At 67.0% G+C, this 16,081-nt stretch carries 15 protein-coding genes and 1 pseudogene; 4 read left to right on the plus strand and 12 right to left on the minus strand.

What is annotated here, in order from left to right; all coding sequences use genetic code 11:
* Positions 1 to 14 precede the first annotated feature (14 nt).
* The 5 genes from AC1Q5S_RS06245 to AC1Q5S_RS06265 form a co-directional block, all read right to left on the minus strand.
* Positions 15 to 1,004 carry a Bug family tripartite tricarboxylate transporter substrate binding protein gene (locus AC1Q5S_RS06245; protein ID WP_492238531.1) on the minus strand — a complete coding sequence of 330 codons (990 nt, stop codon included), beginning with the start codon at positions 1,002 to 1,004 and terminating at the stop codon, positions 15 to 17.
* Between the two features lie 88 nt (positions 1,005 to 1,092).
* Positions 1,093 to 1,248, minus strand: coding sequence for a hypothetical protein (locus AC1Q5S_RS06250; protein WP_492238532.1), 156 nt, complete (start codon positions 1,246 to 1,248; stop codon positions 1,093 to 1,095).
* A gap of 188 nt (positions 1,249 to 1,436) precedes the next feature.
* Positions 1,437 to 2,567 carry an SDR family oxidoreductase gene (locus AC1Q5S_RS06255; protein WP_492238533.1) on the minus strand — a complete coding sequence of 377 codons (1,131 nt, stop codon included), beginning with the start codon at positions 2,565 to 2,567 and terminating at the stop codon, positions 1,437 to 1,439.
* Between the two features lie 13 nt (positions 2,568 to 2,580).
* A complete protein-coding gene (locus AC1Q5S_RS06260; RefSeq protein WP_492238534.1) occupies positions 2,581 to 3,849 on the minus strand; it encodes an ABC transporter substrate-binding protein in 1,269 nt (422 codons plus the stop codon).
* A gap of 36 nt (positions 3,850 to 3,885) precedes the next feature.
* Positions 3,886 to 4,974: a cyclase family protein gene (locus AC1Q5S_RS06265; RefSeq protein WP_303837923.1), complete on the minus strand. Its 1,089-nt coding sequence runs from the start codon at positions 4,972 to 4,974 to the stop codon at positions 3,886 to 3,888.
* 655 nt (positions 4,975 to 5,629) lie between these two features.
* Between AC1Q5S_RS06265 and AC1Q5S_RS06270 the strand changes: the two genes are divergently transcribed.
* The 3 genes from AC1Q5S_RS06270 (at position 5,630) to AC1Q5S_RS06280 (ending at position 7,015) form a co-directional block, all read left to right on the plus strand.
* Positions 5,630 to 5,794 carry a hypothetical protein gene (locus AC1Q5S_RS06270; RefSeq protein ID WP_492238535.1) on the plus strand — a complete coding sequence of 55 codons (165 nt, stop codon included), beginning with the start codon at positions 5,630 to 5,632 and terminating at the stop codon, positions 5,792 to 5,794.
* A gap of 5 nt (positions 5,795 to 5,799) precedes the next feature.
* Complete coding sequence (locus tag AC1Q5S_RS06275) at positions 5,800 to 6,267, plus strand: hypothetical protein (RefSeq protein ID WP_492238536.1); 468 nt, start codon at positions 5,800 to 5,802, stop codon at positions 6,265 to 6,267.
* 526 nt (positions 6,268 to 6,793) lie between these two features.
* Positions 6,794 to 7,015 (plus strand): RcnB family protein, encoded by a 222-nt coding sequence (locus tag AC1Q5S_RS06280; protein ID WP_422206176.1) that lies wholly within the window; start codon positions 6,794 to 6,796, stop codon positions 7,013 to 7,015.
* A gap of 19 nt (positions 7,016 to 7,034) precedes the next feature.
* Here AC1Q5S_RS06280 and AC1Q5S_RS06285 read toward each other — a convergent pair whose 3' ends face one another.
* From AC1Q5S_RS06285 to AC1Q5S_RS06305, 5 genes are all read right to left on the minus strand, one after another.
* Complete coding sequence (locus tag AC1Q5S_RS06285) at positions 7,035 to 8,027, minus strand: threonine dehydratase (protein ID WP_492238537.1); 993 nt, start codon at positions 8,025 to 8,027, stop codon at positions 7,035 to 7,037.
* The gene (locus tag AC1Q5S_RS06290) at positions 8,024 to 8,899 is read right to left on the minus strand and encodes a PhzF family phenazine biosynthesis protein (RefSeq protein WP_303837870.1); all 876 of its coding nucleotides are present in this window, start codon (positions 8,897 to 8,899) and stop codon (positions 8,024 to 8,026) included. Before AC1Q5S_RS06290 ends, AC1Q5S_RS06285 begins: the two co-directional genes overlap by 4 nt.
* Before the next feature lie 4 nt (positions 8,900 to 8,903).
* The gene (locus AC1Q5S_RS06295) at positions 8,904 to 10,091 is read right to left on the minus strand and encodes an aminotransferase-like domain-containing protein (RefSeq protein ID WP_303837872.1); all 1,188 of its coding nucleotides are present in this window, start codon (positions 10,089 to 10,091) and stop codon (positions 8,904 to 8,906) included.
* Positions 10,092 to 10,235: 144 nt separating this feature from the next.
* Positions 10,236 to 11,171: a DMT family transporter gene (locus tag AC1Q5S_RS06300; protein WP_303837877.1), complete on the minus strand. Its 936-nt coding sequence runs from the start codon at positions 11,169 to 11,171 to the stop codon at positions 10,236 to 10,238.
* Between the two features lie 41 nt (positions 11,172 to 11,212).
* Positions 11,213 to 11,812 carry a LysE family translocator gene (locus AC1Q5S_RS06305; protein ID WP_422206179.1) on the minus strand — a complete coding sequence of 200 codons (600 nt, stop codon included), beginning with the start codon at positions 11,810 to 11,812 and terminating at the stop codon, positions 11,213 to 11,215.
* Positions 11,813 to 11,946: 134 nt separating this feature from the next.
* On the opposite strand from AC1Q5S_RS06305, the gene AC1Q5S_RS06310 reads away from it, so the two are divergent.
* Positions 11,947 to 13,407 carry an aminotransferase-like domain-containing protein gene (locus AC1Q5S_RS06310; protein ID WP_422206181.1) on the plus strand — a complete coding sequence of 487 codons (1,461 nt, stop codon included), beginning with the start codon at positions 11,947 to 11,949 and terminating at the stop codon, positions 13,405 to 13,407.
* A 30-nt stretch (positions 13,408 to 13,437) separates the two neighbouring features.
* On the opposite strand, the pseudogene AC1Q5S_RS06315 reads toward AC1Q5S_RS06310, so the two are convergent.
* Positions 13,438 to 13,821 (minus strand): annotated as a pseudogene (locus AC1Q5S_RS06315) (HDOD domain-containing protein); the annotation flags it as partial.
* A gap of 143 nt (positions 13,822 to 13,964) precedes the next feature.
* Positions 13,965 to 15,863: an ATP-binding cassette domain-containing protein gene (locus tag AC1Q5S_RS06320; RefSeq protein ID WP_492238540.1), complete on the minus strand. Its 1,899-nt coding sequence runs from the start codon at positions 15,861 to 15,863 to the stop codon at positions 13,965 to 13,967.
* Positions 15,864 to 16,081: the final 218 nt, after the last annotated feature.

Below are 16,081 nucleotides of genomic sequence, written 5' to 3' on the forward strand. Positions count from 1 at the left end.
CGCAGCGGGGTTCATCATTCCGGAGCGATCCCGGCGGCGGTGATCAGGCTGCGCCATTTGCCGATCTCACTGCGTGTGAATTCGTCCAGCTGGGCGCTCGTGCTGCCTTCGATGGTGAAGCCCAGGTCGGCGAACCGGGCGATGACGTCCTTGGATTGTGTGAACCGCACCACCTGCTGGTTCAGGGCCTGCACCACCGGTGCGGGCGTGCCGGCGGGCGCATACATGGCGATCCAGTAGCTCAGGTCGAAATTGGCCATGCCCGGCGCGGTGGCCAGGCTGGCGACGCCTGGCAACAGGGGGTGCGCCTGCGCGGTCGTGACCCCCAGGGCCTTGAGCTTGCCGCTGCGCAGGTGTGGCAGTGCGGACTGCATATCCACAAACAGGCTCGATGTCTGTCCACCCATGACATCACTGAGCGCCGCCGGCCCGCTTTTGTAGGGAACGTGGATCAGAGCCAGATTCGATTTGAGCGCCAGCGTGGCTCCACTGATGATGCCGGAGCTGTTGGCGCTGCCGTAGCTCACCTTGCCGGGATTGTTTTTGGCATAGCTTACGAATTCAGCGAGTGTGCTGAAGGGCGCATCCGCGCGCGTAGCCAGCACGAAGGCGCCTTTGCCCAGCAGTGAAACGGGCGCGAAATCCTTCTGCGGATCGTAGGGGATCGTCTTCATCAGGCTCAGGTTGGAGGCCTGGGTGGTGTTGGTGGTCACGAGCAGCGTGTAGCCATCGGCGCGGGCCTTTGCGACGGCATCGGCACCGATGGCACCATTGGCGCCCGCCCGGTTGTCCACCACGACCGGCTGCTTGAGCGCGTCGGCGATGTGCTGTCCGACCAGCCGCGCCAGCGTATCCGTCGCCGTGCCCGCCGCAAACGGAACGATGACACGCACGGCCTTATCCGGGTAGGCCTGTGCGTGGGCGGGCAGTGCTGCGCCGATAACAGGGCTCAACAGGAATGCCAGCGTGGCGCGGCGGTTGATGGGGCTCAAGAACAGGGGCATGGATGTCTCCTTCAAGCAGGGGGATGGAAATGTGCGCAGTAAGCACCTGGCTCTGTGGCCGCGGATGAAAAATGGGTGGCTGCTGCGTTCAGGCTGCCTGTCGCCGCGGGTGGTATGCCAGCTTGTCCGGGTCCAGGGTCGCGCCGAACCCTGGGCCGTCGGGCACGCACAGGGCGAATTCTTCGTAGTGCAGTGCGCCGATGGCCACGTCGTTAACCAGCAGCTGGGGGCCGACAATTGGCATCCCCATTGCAGGTCGGGCAGAGTCGAATACAGCTGTGCGCAGGCCGCCGTGCCGATAGCCCCTTCCATCATGGTGCCGCCAAAGATCGCGAGGCCCCCCGCGCTGGCAATGTGGGCGATCTGGGCCGTGCGCATCATGCAGCCGATGCAGGCGCAGATCGACGATGGTGCTTGCAATGGCCGTGATCTTCATGCCAGGGGCCGGGCCTGCGCAGCCGTGGGCAGCAGCCGGCGCTGCTGCAGCTGGCCAAACCACTTGCGGAACATGTCCTCGGTGTCGATGCAGGCGGCAAAGCCGGCCTGGCGAATTTTTACCGAGCTCATGATCACCGGCGGCAAGGTACCTGTCTTGCCGTGGTTCATCTGGAAGTCCGCGTAGGTGGCGCCCTGGCCGATGAAGGCCGCCAGCTCGCGCGGCGCCGCCAGCCGGTATTTGTCCACGATGCGTTCCCAGGCCTGTTGCTGCCCCGCCAGGGTGGCACCGAGCGACTGCGGCTCGGGCTCTCCCACGGCCATGCCCAGCGCATCGGCAATGGTGGGCCAGACGTTCTGCCACACGAAGACGTCGCCGTTCTCCAGGTTGAAGGTTTCGTTGCGCGCGTTGGGCGCCTCAGCGGCCCAGGCGCAGGCCTGGGCGATCAGGTCGGCATCGATGGCCTGGTTCACCCGCGCGGGGCCGCCGGGGTAGGCCAGCGGCAGGCCTTGTTCATGGCGCAGCCAGGCGTAGACGCCAATGGCCGGGATCGGGTTCATGTGGCTGCCCATGGCGTCGCCGAACACGATGCGCGGCCGCATGATGGTGAAGTGCCAAGCGTCCCCGGAGCGGGCCTGGCGCTCGCGCAGGAAATCTTCTTGCAGCCAGTAGAAGTTTTCGTGGTCGTCGCGCGGCCACCGTTCACGCGCGGGCACCGCGATCTGGGGGTGGATGTGCACGCCGTAGGCCTTGCCACCCTGCATGATGGTGACATGGCGCAGCGGACCGCCGGGGCGGTCCAGCGGCTCGACCACATTGCGCAGCATCTGCAGATTGATGCGCATCTGGTCCTGGTCCTGCCAGCCCCCGACAAGACCGCCGGGCTTCTCGTAGACAGCGGCGTACACCACGTGGGTGATGTCGTCGCGGCCTGCCAGGGCGGCCGCGCAGGCACCCGCGTCTTGCAGGTCCAGCTGCAGGCCTTCGGCGCCGGGCGGCGGCTGGATCGGGCGGCGCGCCACGCCGATCGCACGCCAGCCGGGCAGGCTGGCGAAGTGGCGCAGACAGGCCTGGCCCACCACGCCCGTGGCGCCGACGATCAGTGCAGTGTGCAGGGGTGTCGTCATGGCCGCCCGGTCCTCACTTCTTGACCATCGGGCACTTGGACTGCGACAGCGGCAGGAAGGCCTTGTCGCCCGGCACCGTGGCCAAGAGCTTGTAGTAGTCCCAGGGGTACTTGGAATCGGCCTGCGACTTGACTTCGAACAGGTACATGTCGTGCACCATGCGGCCGTCCTCGCGGATGCGGCCATTCTTGGCAAAGAAGTCGTTGATCGGTGTGGCCTTCATTTGCGCCATCACCTTGGCCGTGTCGTCGGTCTTGGCGGCCTGCACGGCCTTGAGGTAGTGCATGGTGGATGAGTAGGCGCCCGCCTGGCTCATGTTGGGCATCTTCTTCATCTTCTCGAAATAGCGTTTGGACCAGGCGCGTGTTTCGGGGTTCATGTCCCAGTAGAAGGCCTCGGTGAGCATCAAGCCGCCCGCCGTGCGCAGGCCGATGGCGTGGATGTCGTTGATGTACATGAGCAGCCCTGCCAGGGTCTGCTTGTTCTTGCCCTGGGTCAGGCCAAACTCGCGCGCAGCCTTGATGGTGTTCACGGTGTCGCCGCCGGAGTTGGCCAGGCCGATGACCTGGGCCTTGCTGTTCTGCGCGCTGATCAGGAAGGATGCGAAGTCCGTCGCGCCAATGGGGTGCTTGGCCGATCCCAGTACCTTGCCGCCCTGGGCCGTGACCACGGCGCTGGCCTGGTCCTGCAGGCTGTGGCCGAAGGCGTAGTCGGCGGTGACGAAGAACCAGTCCTTGCCACCGCGCTGCGTGATGGCGCTGGCCGTCACGTTGGCCAGCGCATAGGTGTCGTACACGTAGTGCACGGTGCTGGGCATGCACAGGTCGCCGGTGAGGCGGTCGGTGCCGGGGCCGTTGAAGACGATGACCTTCTGCTTTTGCTTGGCCACTTCCAGCACGGCCAGTGCCGGGGCGGAGACGGCCACGTCCATGATGGCATCGACCTTGCCGGTGTCGAACCATTCGCGCGCCTTGCTGGCGGCGATGTCGGCCTTGTTCTGGTGGTCCACCACCAGCAGTTCGATCTTCTTGCCCAGCACCTGACCGCCGAAGTCGTCGATGGCCATCTGGATCGCGGCGGCGCTGCCCGGGCCGGTGATGTCGGCAAACGGGCCGCCCAGGTCCGTGAGGATGCCCAGGCGCACGACGTCGTCGGAAATCCTGGCGTCCTGCGCCGTGGCGGCCGTGGTCGCGGCGGCGATGGCCAAGCCGATACATGCCGCGCGACAGGCGCGCTGCAAGGCGCTGCGGGGAGTAGAGGTGAGGGGGGGGCAGTGGCTCATGTTGTCTCCTGGTGTGTGTAGGGATGGTTGGGGGGATCAGAGGGTGGCGATGGGCGTGACCGGCGAGCCCACGGCACCGGGAAGGCGCAGGGGCGGCGCGGTGAGCAAAAAGCGGGTGCGCCCCCGGGCGTGCAGTGCTTGGGCGAGCTCGTCGAGGTACCACAGCTCACCCAGCGGCAGCCCGAGCTTGAACAGGCAGTGCTCATGCAGCGGCAGCACGGGGTAGGGTGTGCCGTCCTGGGGCACGCGTGTGGGCGGGTGGCGCTCCACGGCGTAGTTGTCGGCCACCAGGGCGGCGATGCCGCTGTCGGTGATCCATTGCAGCAGCCGCTGGTCGCCGCCGTCGAGTGCGGCGCAGCTGTGGTGCAGGCGCTCGGCGTCGGGCTGGCCCTGCATGGACAACACCAGTCCCGCAAAGCCGGTGCGCAGCAGCAGCATGTCGCCGGGCTCTACCGTGGCGCCGCACTGCGCCATGGCGTGCATGAGCTGGTCGTAGCCGATGTCCTGGAAGGCGGTGCCGCAGACCCGGGCCAGGTCCACCAGCACGGCGCGGCCCTGCATGCCTTTTCGGGCCAGGTTCTCCACGCCCAGGGCCCGGGCCACGCTGGCGTCGGCGGGGCGGCCCGCGCAGCACACAGGGCGGTAGGGGCCGGGTGCGCCTTGTGCGTCGCGTTGCGGCAGGCCATGGTCTACGGGCCCCAGCACATGTTCGTGGCCCCGGTAGCCGTTGTAGTAGGTGGTGCGCAGCTGACCGTCGCCCTCGGCGTCGAACAGCGAACCGACATGGGCCAGCGAATCCCACTGCGTGGAGTACTGCAGCGACAGCAGCACCTGGTCGTCGCTGATCACATCGGTGGCGCCTGCATACACATGGCCCAGCGGGAAGTTGAGGTATGGCCGCTCACCATTGCGCGTGGGCGACAGGCGCGGAGGATGGCGCCGCGCATTGAGCGCGTTGCCGCCCGGGTAGTCCAGCGGCAGCGAGAGGCAATAGCTGAGCCCCTCACGCACTTCCTGCGCGCCCTTGCGCACCTGCTCCGGCCCGATCAGGTTGGCGCGCCCCAGTTGGTCATCGGGCCCGAAATCGCCCCAGTTCGAACCGGGCGGGCGTTGTTTCCATCGCATGCTGTTGTCTCCTGCCGCTGGTGACCGCGGATGTGGAGACTATGGTGTTGGGCGCGTGTGGTTTGTGTCAAACCCCGTAGTGAATATTTCGAAGAATGAAATTTTATATCGGGTAAACCCTTCTGTCTGGCGCAGTAAAAGAAGCCAATGAGCGTGTAAACCGAGTGTCTTCGCTGGATTAGGTTTCGTTCAGCAAAACTATTAACCGGGGCATTTCAGACCCCCGCGAGCGTCCGCGCGAATGTTGCGCGTCCCCATTGCCGCCGGTGAGCGTCACTCCCACCGCCTGCTCCGCGAGCCAGTCTTTTTCCTGCAGCGCGGTGACGGGCGCTTGCAATAGCGGCCGACGGGCAGCGCGTCCGCGCAGGTGGTGGTGTGGCTGCTGACCATGCTCTCCACGCGCACCGGGCGCGGCAGTGCACGCGTGGCGGGAATGGTCGAGCACGCGCCCAGGCCCTGACCGATGGGAACGTACACATTGTTCAGTTGGGATACGTCGCGCAGGAACTCCCACCATCAGTGCCATGCCGAACAAGTCCCACGTCATCCAGTGGTGCGCGGCAAATGGCGATGGCTTGTCCAGCGCAGCCCTAAGCAAACCTTCAGACGCTGGGGGCACCATCCAGTCCTCTCCCTATAAAAAAGAATGCGCCCCATGAACCCTCTTCTTCGCCCCCTGAGCCGCCAGTTTGCTGGTGTGGTGCTGGCCTCTCTGGTGCCTGTGGTGCTGACGGCTTTCCTGAGCATTCCGTTCATCCTGGGAGGGCATCCTGGCGACGAGCGCCTGGTGGATGCCCGCATCTCGCAACACATGAGTTGACTGCCATGTCCATTCCTCTCTTTGCTGGCCCCTGCCATCGCGGGCGGGCGTCGCGTCCTGCATGGATCCGCCGGGTGATGGCCTGTGCAGCGGCGGCGTTGGTTGCGGGTTGTGGTGGGGCAGCTTCCTGGGACAGGGAATATGTGTGCGAGGGCCAGGAGTCCTCGGTGTCGCAATTCAAGGGAGCCTCAGCCGTGCGCCAGTCTTACCCCCTGTCCCTCGACCTGCATGTGCGCGATCCGTATGTGTTCGTCAAGGGCACCACGAGCGACGTGCGCTCACGCCGTGATGGCGATACACATTTTGCGGTGCGCTCCGCGTCGTTCTGGATGGCCGGCGGCTTCGACGAGCCCAAGGGCCTCCTGACCCTGGTGGAGGAGCGCACGCTGACCCTTGCGGGCCAGGAGCAGCAGGTGCGCATTTCGGGCACCTACCGTTGTCATCGAAAAGGGATGCCGGGTGTCGGATCCTGATCTGTGTCGTGCCCCGGAATTTGAGTGATAAGTACCTCTTGCACTTTTCCAATGGGGGTGAGGTGCCATGGCTTTGATAGGAATGCAGTAACGTCTTCATGCGCCGTTGCCGGGGTTTGAACGTGTCCTGCGGTGCCGGCGGGCCCCGCAGGGCGAATCCGGTCATCGATTCCGGCCCGTGACGTAGCCACCACGACGACGGAGGGGCACTGGCGAAGTTGTCCGACAGCGGCCTGCGCAGCACGCCCGCACACTGGCAAATGCGCTTCGGCGCAGGCAACGAAAGGGGGATTCCATGAACATTACCATTGCACGATGCATCGGGCGACTCACCGCCGTGTGCATCACCTGCGCATCGCTGGGACTGGCCCAGGCGCAACCTCGTGATCAGCGGGACCACCGCGGCCCGCCCGGCGATCGGGGGGCGTGGGGCCAGCGTGGCGAGGCGCGCCATCCGCCGCCACCGCGCGCTCATCCGCCAAGCCCGCCCCAGCGCCCCCACTGGGCCCCTCCACATGACCGCCCCATGAACGGGCCCGGATGGCGGGGTGCAGGGCCCGAACACAACTGGTATCGAGGCGGGCGTCTTCCGCCGGCCTATCGCAGCTATCACTATGTGGTCGATGACTGGCGCCTTCACCGCCTGCCGCCGCCGCCGCGTGGCTACCACTGGGTGCAGTACGGCGGTGACTACCTGCTGGTGGCCATCGCTACCGGGGTAATCCTGCAGATCATCCTGAGCAACTGAGGCTACTGGCCCCGCACGCTCAGTTGGTCGGGCGCAGCACCTGGCTGAACACGGCGGCATCCACATTGCCGCCCGTGAGCGCCAGACCCACCACCTGGCCGCGCAGTTGGCTGCACTCCTGCAGCGCCGCCGCCAGGGCTGCAGCGCCCGCGCCCTCGGCCACGTTGTGGGTGTCGGTGTACAGCGCCAGCATGGCGGTAGCCACCTCGCAGTCGCTCACCTGCACGATGTGGTCGATGTGCGGGGCGCTGATGGCCAGCGCCTCGGGGTCGGCCACGCGGCAGGCCATGCCGTCGGCCAGATGGGTGGTGACCGGCGCCTCTACCACGCGGCCCGCGGCCACCGAATCGGCGTAGGTGGTGGCGTGGCTGCTGACCACGCCCACCACACGCACGCCGTGGCCCAGCGCCCGCTTGGCGGCAATGGCCGAGCATGCGCCCGAGCCCTGGCCGATGGGCACGTAGACCACGTCGAGCTGCGGCACGGCGCGCAGGAACTCCCACCAGTAGGTGCTGACGCCGCGCAGCAGGTCGGGGTGGAAGCTCGGGACCATGTGTGTACCGCGCTCGGCTGTGATCTGCATGGCGTGTTCGCGCGCGTCCTGGAAGTCGCTGCCGTGTTCGACAAGCGTGACGCCTAGGGCGCGCATGGCGGCATTCTTCTCCACCGAGTTGCCCTTCGGCACGACGATGGTGCAGGCCACGCCGTGGCGGCGCGCGGCCCAGCCCATGCTCTGGCCGTGGTTGCCACGCGTGGCGCTGATCACTTCGCGGGGCAGCGCGCCGCGTTGGGCGAGCTGGTCGAAGTAGGTGAGGCCGCCGCGTATCTTGAACGCGCCCACGGGGGTGTGGTTCTCGTGCTTGAGCCAGCAGTCGGTGCCCAGGCGTTCGCTCAACAGGTCCCAGCGGTATTGCGGCGTGGGAGCGAAGTCGCGGTACACCACCCGCGCGGCGGCTTCGATGTCGGCGAGGCTGGGAAGATGGGCGTCTGCGCCCGGCGCAAAGGTGCTCACAGCAGCACCTCGCCGCGCACGCAGGTCACCGTGCTGCCGCCCACCCAGATGGCGCTGCCTTCCTGGGCCACATGCACCCGGCCGGCGCGGCCCAGCGCGGTGCCCTGGCTGGCTACATAGTGCGTGGGCGCCAGGCCCGCGCCGATGAGCCATTGCGCCAGCGCCGCATTCAGGCTGCCCGTGACGGGGTCTTCGCTCAGGCCGTTGCTGCCAGGGAAGAAGGCGCGCACTTCGAAGGCGATGCCGTGTTCATCGCTGCTGCCCACCACTCCGACCTTGCTGCGCGGACCGACCACGCCCACATCCAGCCCGCCAAGGATGGCGCCATCGGGCTTCAGCGCCAGCACCTGCGCGGCCGACTGCAGCATCACGCCGCGCCAGTTCGGGCCGTTGTCGCACCAGGCATGGTGCAGGATGTCGCTGCGCGCCACGCCCAGGCCCTGGGCGATGCGGGCCACATCGGCTTCGTCGAGCGGGCCGCTGCGGATCAGTGGCGGCGCGGCAAAGGCCAGGCGGTCGCCGTCCTGGCGCAGCGCCACCAGGCCCACGCCGCATTCCTGCACCACCCGGCCCGCTGTGTGGGGCTGGCCGCCGGCTTCGAGCCAGGCGTGGCAGCTGCCCAGCGTGGGGTGGCCCGCGAACGGCAGCTCGCGGCCGGGGCTGAAGATGCGCACGCGGTAATCTGCCCCGGCCACGCGGCCTTCGGGCGTGGGCGGCAGCAGGAAGGTGGCTTCGGACAGGTTGGTCCAGTCGGTGAACTGCTGCATGGCCTCGGTGGTGAGGCCTTCGCCGTCCAGCACCACGGCCAGCGGGTTGCCCAGGTAGGGCTGGTCGGTGAACACATCCACCTGCCGGAAGGGGCGCTGGCGCATGGTTTCAGCCCTTCGCCTGGTGGGCGCGGATGGCTGCCGCCAGCGCGGCGATGGCGGTGCGGATCTCGTCGCTGCTGGCCGTCACGTACGACAGGCGCAGCGTGCGCGTGTCGGGGTGCTCGGCATAAAACGGTGCGCCGGGCACAAAGGCCACATTGCGCTCCACCGCAGTGGGCAGCAGCGCCTGCGCATCCACGCCCTCGGGCAGGCGAACCCACAGGAACATGCCGCCCGCCGGGCGTGTCCATTGCACGCCGAGGCCGGCCATCTCATGCTCCAGCGCGGCCAGCATGGTGTCGCGCTGCTGCTGGTAGAGCGCGCGGATGGTGGGCACATGGCGGTCGAGGAAGCCGTCCCTGATCACCTCGGCCACCACACGCTGGTTGAAGCCGGGCGTGTGCAGGTCGGCGGCCTGCTTGGCCTGCAGCAGCTTGGGGTAGATGGCCTTGGGCGCCACCAGAAAGCCCAGGCGCAGGCCCGGGGCCAGTACCTTGGAGAACGAGCCCATGTAGATGCAGCCATCGGGGTTGCGCGCTGTCAGGGGGGCGGGCGGGGCCTCGCCGAACCACAAGTCGCCGTAGGGGTTGTCCTCGATCAGCGGAATGCCCAGTTCGGCAGCCTTGGCCACCAGCGCGGCACGGCGTGCTTCGGTCATGGTGCGACCCGTGGGATTCTGGAAGTTGGGCAGCACATAGGCCAGGCGGGCCTTGTCGGCGCCGGTGCCGGCCTTGGCGGCAAAGTCTTCCACGAGGATGCCGTCGTCGTCGCTGGCCACGCTGACGGCCAGGGGTTCCTGCGGCGCGAAGGCCTGCAGCGCACCCAGGTAGGTGGGTGTTTCCACCAGCATGCGGCTGTTCTTGTCGAGGAACACCTTGCCGATCAAATCGAGCGCCTGCTGCGATCCGGTGGTGATGAGCACCTGGTCGGGGTCCACCGCCCAGGGCAGCATGTCGGCCACGGCCTGGCGCAGGGGGGCGTAGCCCTCGCTGGTGGCGTATTGCAGGGCCGCGGCGCCGTCGCGCGCCATCACGGTGTTGCAGGCTGCGGTGAACTCCTGCAGGGGAAAGGTCTTGGGCGAGGGCAGGCCGCCGGCCAGGCTGATGATGCCGGGCTTGTCGGTGAGTTTGAGGATCTCGCGGATCGCGGAAGGGTTCATCTTGGCGGCGCGTGCGGCCAGGGTCCAGTTCGTCATGCAGTCATCTCCAGTGGCGCCCGCCAGGGGCGCTTGTCATCCATAAAAAAGCCGTTGTGCGGCGTGGTACCGGCCTGCGGGTGGGCCGATGGGTCCGCACTGTAACCCGCCCTGCGGCCGCAATGTCCCGAGGTGTCGCCATCGTCATGCCGAGGCGGGCCGTGGCCGCACCGGCATGCGCCGGCCCAGCAATACGGTGGCCATCACGGCCAGGCCAAAGCCCACGCTCACGGCATCGAGGCCCTCGCCCAGCAGGGGCACGGCAAACAGCATGCCCAGAAAAGGCTGCACCAGTTGCACCTGGCTCACGCGCACCGTGCCACCCAGCGCCAGGCCCCGGTACCAGGCAAAAAAGCCCAGCCACATCGAAAACACCGATACATAGGCAAAACCGCCCCAGGCCAGCGCTGGCATGGGCGTTGCGGGCAGCGACAGCGCCGCCAGCGGCACCGTGGCGGGCAGCGAGATCACCAGCGCCCAGCAGATCACGAACTCGGCCCGCATGTGCTGCGACAGCCGTGCACCAAAGGCATAGCCCACGGCCGCGCACAGCATGGCGCCCAGCAGCAGCAGGTCGGCCGGATGCAGCGAAAGCCCCGTGCTGCCCGAACGCAGCACGGCAAAAGCCACGACCAGGCCGGTGCCCAGCAGCGCGCAGGCCCAGAACGCCGGCGACGGGCGCTGGCGGTGCAGCAGCGCGCCCACGGCGGCGGTGGCCAGCGGCAGCACCCCCACGATCACGCTGGCGTGCACGGCGCTGACATGGCGCATGGCGATGGACGTGAGCAGCGGAAAACCGAACACCACGCCCAGCGCCGTCAGCACCAGCGGCCCCCGGTCGGCGCGCTGCGGCAGGGGTGCCCGCAGGGCCAGCAGCAGGGCGCCCGACAGCAGCCCGGCCACGGCCGCGCGCCCCATGGCGATGAACAGGCCCGACATCAGCGGAGCCTCGGGCGTGCCCACGGCCAGACGCGTCATGGGCAGGGTCAGGGCAAAGATCATGACGCCCAGCAGGCCCAGGGCCAACCCACGGGCCTCGGGGGCGGTGTGCGGATGGGGCGCGGGCGCGGTGGATGGCATTGCAACGTCCGGGCTGGCAACGGATGCGGACCCGGGCGCGCTCATGCGCGTACCATCCAGGCCGCCGTCACCACCAGCACCAGCGCCATGGCACGGTTGAACCACAGCAGGCGCCGGCCGCGCGCCAGCCAGTGGCGCAGCAGCGCGCCCACGGCGGCATATACCAAGTTGCTGGACAGCGCATACAGCGCCATCACCGGCAGCACCACGGCCAGGCGCTGCAGGCTGTCGTCGCGCCCGACGATCCATCCCGCCACGATGGTCAGCGACAGCAGCCACGCCTTGATGTTCACGAACTGCAGCGCCGCACCCTGCCAGAAACCCACGTCCATGCGGGCCGCGTCGGCCTCGCCGAGCTGGCCGCTCTGGCTGAGCTTCCAGGCCAGCCACACCAGGTAGGCAATGCCCACGGCCTTGATGCCCCAGCGCAGCGCCGGCACCGCCACCACAGCGGCCCCCAGACCGCCCGCGCACAGCAGCAGCAGGGCGCTCCAGCCCACGGGAACAGCGCAGACAAAGCGCATGGCATGGGGCAGCCCCCGGTTGGCCGCCAGCGCGGTGGACAGCGTGGTGTTGGGGCCGGGGCTGAAGCTCATGGCGGTGGCCAGTGCCAGCAGGGCAGTGAATTCAACAGGTGGCATGGCGTTGTAGGAGGAGGTTTGGCTGTTACTGTAGAAGCAATAGCAATACAGTGCCGATACAGATTGACCGACAATGGCACGATCTGTAATGGCGATTGTGTCAGCACAGTTGGCATTTCTGCACGAGGCCCCGCATGTTGACCCGTTCCAGCAACCACACCCTGACCGAGCAACTGGCCGAGCGCTTTGCCGAGCGCATCCGCTCGCGGCTGCTGCCCGCGGGCACGCGCCTGCCCTCGGTGCGCGAATGCGCGCGCCAGCAGGGCGTGAGCCCCTACACCGTGGTGGCTGCCTACGACCAGCTGCAGGCCCAGGGCCTGGTGGAGGCGCGCAACCAGCGCGGTTTCTATGTGCGTGATTTTGTGCAGAATGGGGCTCTAGCGCAGGAGAAAAAAGCGCTTTCAGCTATACAAAATGTAGCAGTCGCGATGCCGGATGGACGCCTGGACTCCGGGCCTTTGCCCTCGGGTTCGCGCATCAACGCCACGGCGCTGATCCGGGGCATGTTCCACCAGGCATCCTCCCACCCGCAGCCGGGTTCCGGCGTGTTTCCTTCCGAATGGCTGGAGGCGGGTTTCATGGCGGCGGCGGTACGCAAGGTGACGGCCAGCCGGGCGCTGCAGGAGGGCTCGCTCCAATATGGCGACCCCATGGGCGACCCCGGCCTGCGCCAGGTGCTGGCGCGCAAGCTGGCCGGCCTGGACATTCCCGCCCCGGCCGGGCAGATCATCACCACGGTAGGGGCCACGCACGCGCTCGACATTGTCAGCCGCACCCTGCTGCGCCCGGGCGACCCGGTGATGGTGGAGGAGCCCGGCTGGTCGGTGGAGTTTGCGCGGCTCGATGCCCTGGGCATGCGCATCCTGCCCGTGCCGCGCCGCGCCGACGGGCCCGACCTGGAGGTGATGGCGCGCTATTGCGAGGCCCACGCGCCCAAGCTGTTCGTGAGCGTGAGCGTGTTCCACAACCCCACGGGGTATTGCCTTTCGCCCGGCAGTGCCCACCAGGTGCTGCAACTGGCGCAGCGGCACAACTTCCACATTGTGGAGGACGACACCTACAGCCACATCGCGCCCGCGCACGCCACGCGGCTCACGGTGCTCGACGGCCTACGGCGCACCATCTATGTGAGCGGCTTCGCCAAGATCCTGGCGCCCAACTGGCGCGTGGGCTACTTGGCGGCGCCGCCCGATCTGCTGGAGCGGCTGCTCGATACCAAGCTGCTGTCCACCCTGACCACGCCGTCCATCCTGGAAAAAGCGCTGGCCCTGTGCATCGACCAGGGCCAGCTGCGCCGCCACGCCGAGCGCATGCGCCTGCGCCTGGCCCAGGCGCGCATGCGCAGCGTGCAGCTGGCGCTGGAGGCCGGGTGCAGCTTTGCGGCCGAGCCGGCGGGGCTGTTCGGCTGGGTGGAGACGGGCGTGGACACCGATGTGCTGGCCCAGCGCATGCTGGACGAGGGCTACCTGCTGGCGCCCGGGGCCTTGTTCCACGCCAGCCGGCAGCCCTGCACGCTGATGCGCATCAACTTCACCACCACGCAGGATGCCGCCTTCTGGCGCGTATTCCAGCGGGTGGTGGCGCAGAGCCGGTAGCCCCATGGCGCTGCGACGGGCAGCACCGGTTCAGGCGGCGGGGCGTTCCACTTCCAGATCGGCCAGCACCCGCAGCAGCGCGCGGTTGACTTCTTCCAGGTCCAGCCCGTGGGTTTCGCTCAGCTTGCGGATGGCGCTGGCGTCGTTGGACTCCCGGGCGCGCGCCATCTGCAGGCCCGAGGCGTAGGGACCGGTGTCGAGCACGTTGGCATCGTAGGCGCGTTCGGACAGCGGGACGCGGCGCTGGATGGAGCCCAGGGGTTCGTCCATCGCATCCTCCAGTGGCGACAGCAGCCCGCACAGGCAGAGCTCGCGGCGCAGGTTGTTTGCCATGCCGGCATCGAGCAGATGCGTCATGCGCTGTGCCCGCATCACCATGGCTTCGCGCACGGATCGCAGGTTCAGGTGGGTGCTGTAGAGACCCCGGCCCACGGTGCAGCAGACAAGGTGCTGCCCTTGAACCAGCGCGATTGCGCGGAATCACTGACCGCCCTCACCATCGGATCCAATGGGTTACCGCAAGGCTCGGAGGGCGCCTTGCGTTGGTCGACCGTTCGTCAGGCAGAAAGTGCCGACCAGCGCTCCAATGCTGCCATCAATTCTTCCTCGATCTCACCTTCGCGCGCATGCAGGGTTGCCGCGCGGGCCGGGTCCTGGCTGTAGAGCTGCCCGTTGGACAGCTCCTGTTGCAGGGCCTTCTGCTCGGTCTCCAGCTCGGCAATCCGTTCAGGCAACTGGTCCAGCTCACGTTGCTCTTTGTAGCTCAGTTTCTTTTTTTGGAGTTGTTCCGGCTTGTCTGGTGTGCGCGGGGGGGCATTTTTCTCTGCAATATCTGTTGCCCCCGAACGTGCCTGAGGCGCAGCGGCGGCCAGTGCCCGGCTGCGCTTGGACTGGACCAGCCAGTCTTGCACGCCGCCCTCATACTCCCGCCACCGTCCGTCGCCTTCGAATGCAATGGTGCTGGTCACCACGTTATCGAGGAAAGTCCGATCGTGGCTGACCAGAAACACGGTGCCATCGTAGGACTCCAGCAGTTCTTCCAGCAAATCCAGGGTGTCGATGTCCAGATCGTTGGTGGGTTCGTCCAGCACCAGCACATTGGCGGGGCGGGCGAACAGGCGCGCGAGCAAAAGCCGGTTGCGCTCGCCCCCGGACAAGGACCGCACGGGGGAGTGCGCGCGCGCGGGCGAAAACAGGAAATCGCTCAGGTAGCTCTTGACATGCTTGCGCTGCCCGCCGATCTCAATCCATTCGCTGCCTGGACTGATGAAATCCTCCAGCGTGGCATCGAGATTGATGGCATGGCGCATCTGGTCGAAATAGGCTACCTGCAGGTTGGCCCCCTGGCGGATCGTTCCTGCGTCAGGCTGGAGCTCGCCCAGGATCAGCTTGAGCAGGGTGGTTTTGCCCGCACCATTCGGGCCAATCAGGCCCACCTTGTCGCCGCGGAGAATGGTGGCGCTGAAGTTGCGCACGATGGTCTTGTCGCCGAATGCCTTGCTGACCCCGCTCAGCTCGGCCACGATTTTGCCTTGGTAGCCGTTTTGCGAACCGGTGGCCACATCCATCTTCACGCTCCCCACCACATCCCGCCGCGCCTCGCGGCGCGCGCGCAGGTGCTCCAGCCGTGTGATGCGGCTTTGGCTGCGTGTGCGCCGCGCCTCCACGCCCTTGCGGATCCAGATTTCTTCCTGGGCCAGCAACTTGTCTGCCTTGGCGGCGATCACCGCTTCCTGCGCCAGTTGCTCTTCCTTCTGGACGAGGTATTGCGCGAAGTTGCCCGGGTAGGAGCGCAACTGACCCCGGTCGAGTTCCACAATCCGCGTGGCGACCCTGTCCAGAAAGGCGCGGTCGTGGGTGATGGTGACAACACTGCCCGGGAAATCGAGCAACAGATCTTCGAGCCACTCGATGGAATCCAGATCAAGGTGATTGGTGGGCTCATCAAGCAGCAGCACGTCAGGCCGAGCCACGAGTGCCTGGGCCAAGGCGACGCGCTTCTTGGTCCCGCCCGAGAGTGTGCCAACTCTGGCATCCGGGTCCAGGTGCAGGCGCTGCAGCGTCTCCTCAACCCGCTGTTCCCAGTTCCAGGCATCGTAAGCCTCAATCACGGATTGCAGTGCGTCAAGGTCGAGCCCTTCCGCTCCGGAAAGATACTGGTCCCGGATCGCAATGACATGCTGCAAACCTTCCGAGGCCGCTTTGAAAATGGTGGCTTCCGGGTCCAGTGCGGGTTCTTGTGCAACGTAGGCGATGCGCACGCCTTGCTGTACCTGCAGGGTGCCATCGTCCGGTTTGGCCAATCCGCCCAGAATCTTGAGCAGGGACGACTTGCCAGCTCCGTTGCGCCCGATCAAACCAATGCGCTCCGTGGTTTCCAGGGAGAAGCCGGCGTGGTCCAGCAACGCGACATGCCCAAATGCGAGTTGGGCGTCCAGAAGGGTGATAAGTGCCATAGTGGCGCTGATTATCGGGGGCATCCGTTTCTGTCCTGGGGCGATTGGCCTCCCCCGGTTCAGGACAAAGTGGCGCAGATCGTGGGAGTCTGGCTCCGGACGTAGCTTTCCCGTGCTATAGTCGATGGCTTCGCTGCCGTTGGCCTTCTTTGTGAGGGTTCTGGGGGTGGAGGAAAAAAGAAGATGGTTTTGGGTTTTGCTGGGTAAAAACCCGGTAT

The organism is Acidovorax sp. GW835-FHT14B10, from assembly GCF_058793725.1.

Bases quoted from the DNA above. Each gene is read 5' to 3' on its own strand.
- AC1Q5S_RS06270 (WP_492238535.1), top strand. From the start codon at position 5,630: ATGAACCCTCTTCTTCGCCCCCTGAGCCGCCAGTTTGCTGGTGTGGTG.
- AC1Q5S_RS06310 (WP_422206181.1), top strand. From the start codon at position 11,947: ATGTTGACCCGTTCCAGCAACCACACCCTGACCGAGCAACTGGCCGAG.
- AC1Q5S_RS06255 (WP_492238533.1), bottom strand. From the start codon at position 2,567: ATGACGACACCCCTGCACACTGCACTGATCGTCGGCGCCACGGGCGTG.
- AC1Q5S_RS06290 (WP_303837870.1), bottom strand. From the start codon at position 8,899: ATGCGCCAGCGCCCCTTCCGGCAGGTGGATGTGTTCACCGACCAGCCC.
- AC1Q5S_RS06265 (WP_303837923.1), bottom strand. From the start codon at position 4,974: ATGCGATGGAAACAACGCCCGCCCGGTTCGAACTGGGGCGATTTCGGG.
- AC1Q5S_RS06245 (WP_492238531.1), bottom strand. From the start codon at position 1,004: ATGCCCCTGTTCTTGAGCCCCATCAACCGCCGCGCCACGCTGGCATTC.
- AC1Q5S_RS06300 (WP_303837877.1), bottom strand. From the start codon at position 11,171: ATGCCATCCACCGCGCCCGCGCCCCATCCGCACACCGCCCCCGAGGCC.
- AC1Q5S_RS06280 (WP_422206176.1), top strand. From the start codon at position 6,794: ATGAACGGGCCCGGATGGCGGGGTGCAGGGCCCGAACACAACTGGTAT.
- AC1Q5S_RS06250 (WP_492238532.1), bottom strand. From the start codon at position 1,248: ATGCCAATTGTCGGCCCCCAGCTGCTGGTTAACGACGTGGCCATCGGC.
- AC1Q5S_RS06305 (WP_422206179.1), bottom strand. From the start codon at position 11,812: ATGCCACCTGTTGAATTCACTGCCCTGCTGGCACTGGCCACCGCCATG.
- AC1Q5S_RS06295 (WP_303837872.1), bottom strand. From the start codon at position 10,091: ATGACGAACTGGACCCTGGCCGCACGCGCCGCCAAGATGAACCCTTCC.
- AC1Q5S_RS06275 (WP_492238536.1), top strand. From the start codon at position 5,800: ATGTCCATTCCTCTCTTTGCTGGCCCCTGCCATCGCGGGCGGGCGTCG.
- AC1Q5S_RS06260 (WP_492238534.1), bottom strand. From the start codon at position 3,849: ATGAGCCACTGCCCCCCCCTCACCTCTACTCCCCGCAGCGCCTTGCAG.
- AC1Q5S_RS06320 (WP_492238540.1), bottom strand. From the start codon at position 15,863: ATGGCACTTATCACCCTTCTGGACGCCCAACTCGCATTTGGGCATGTC.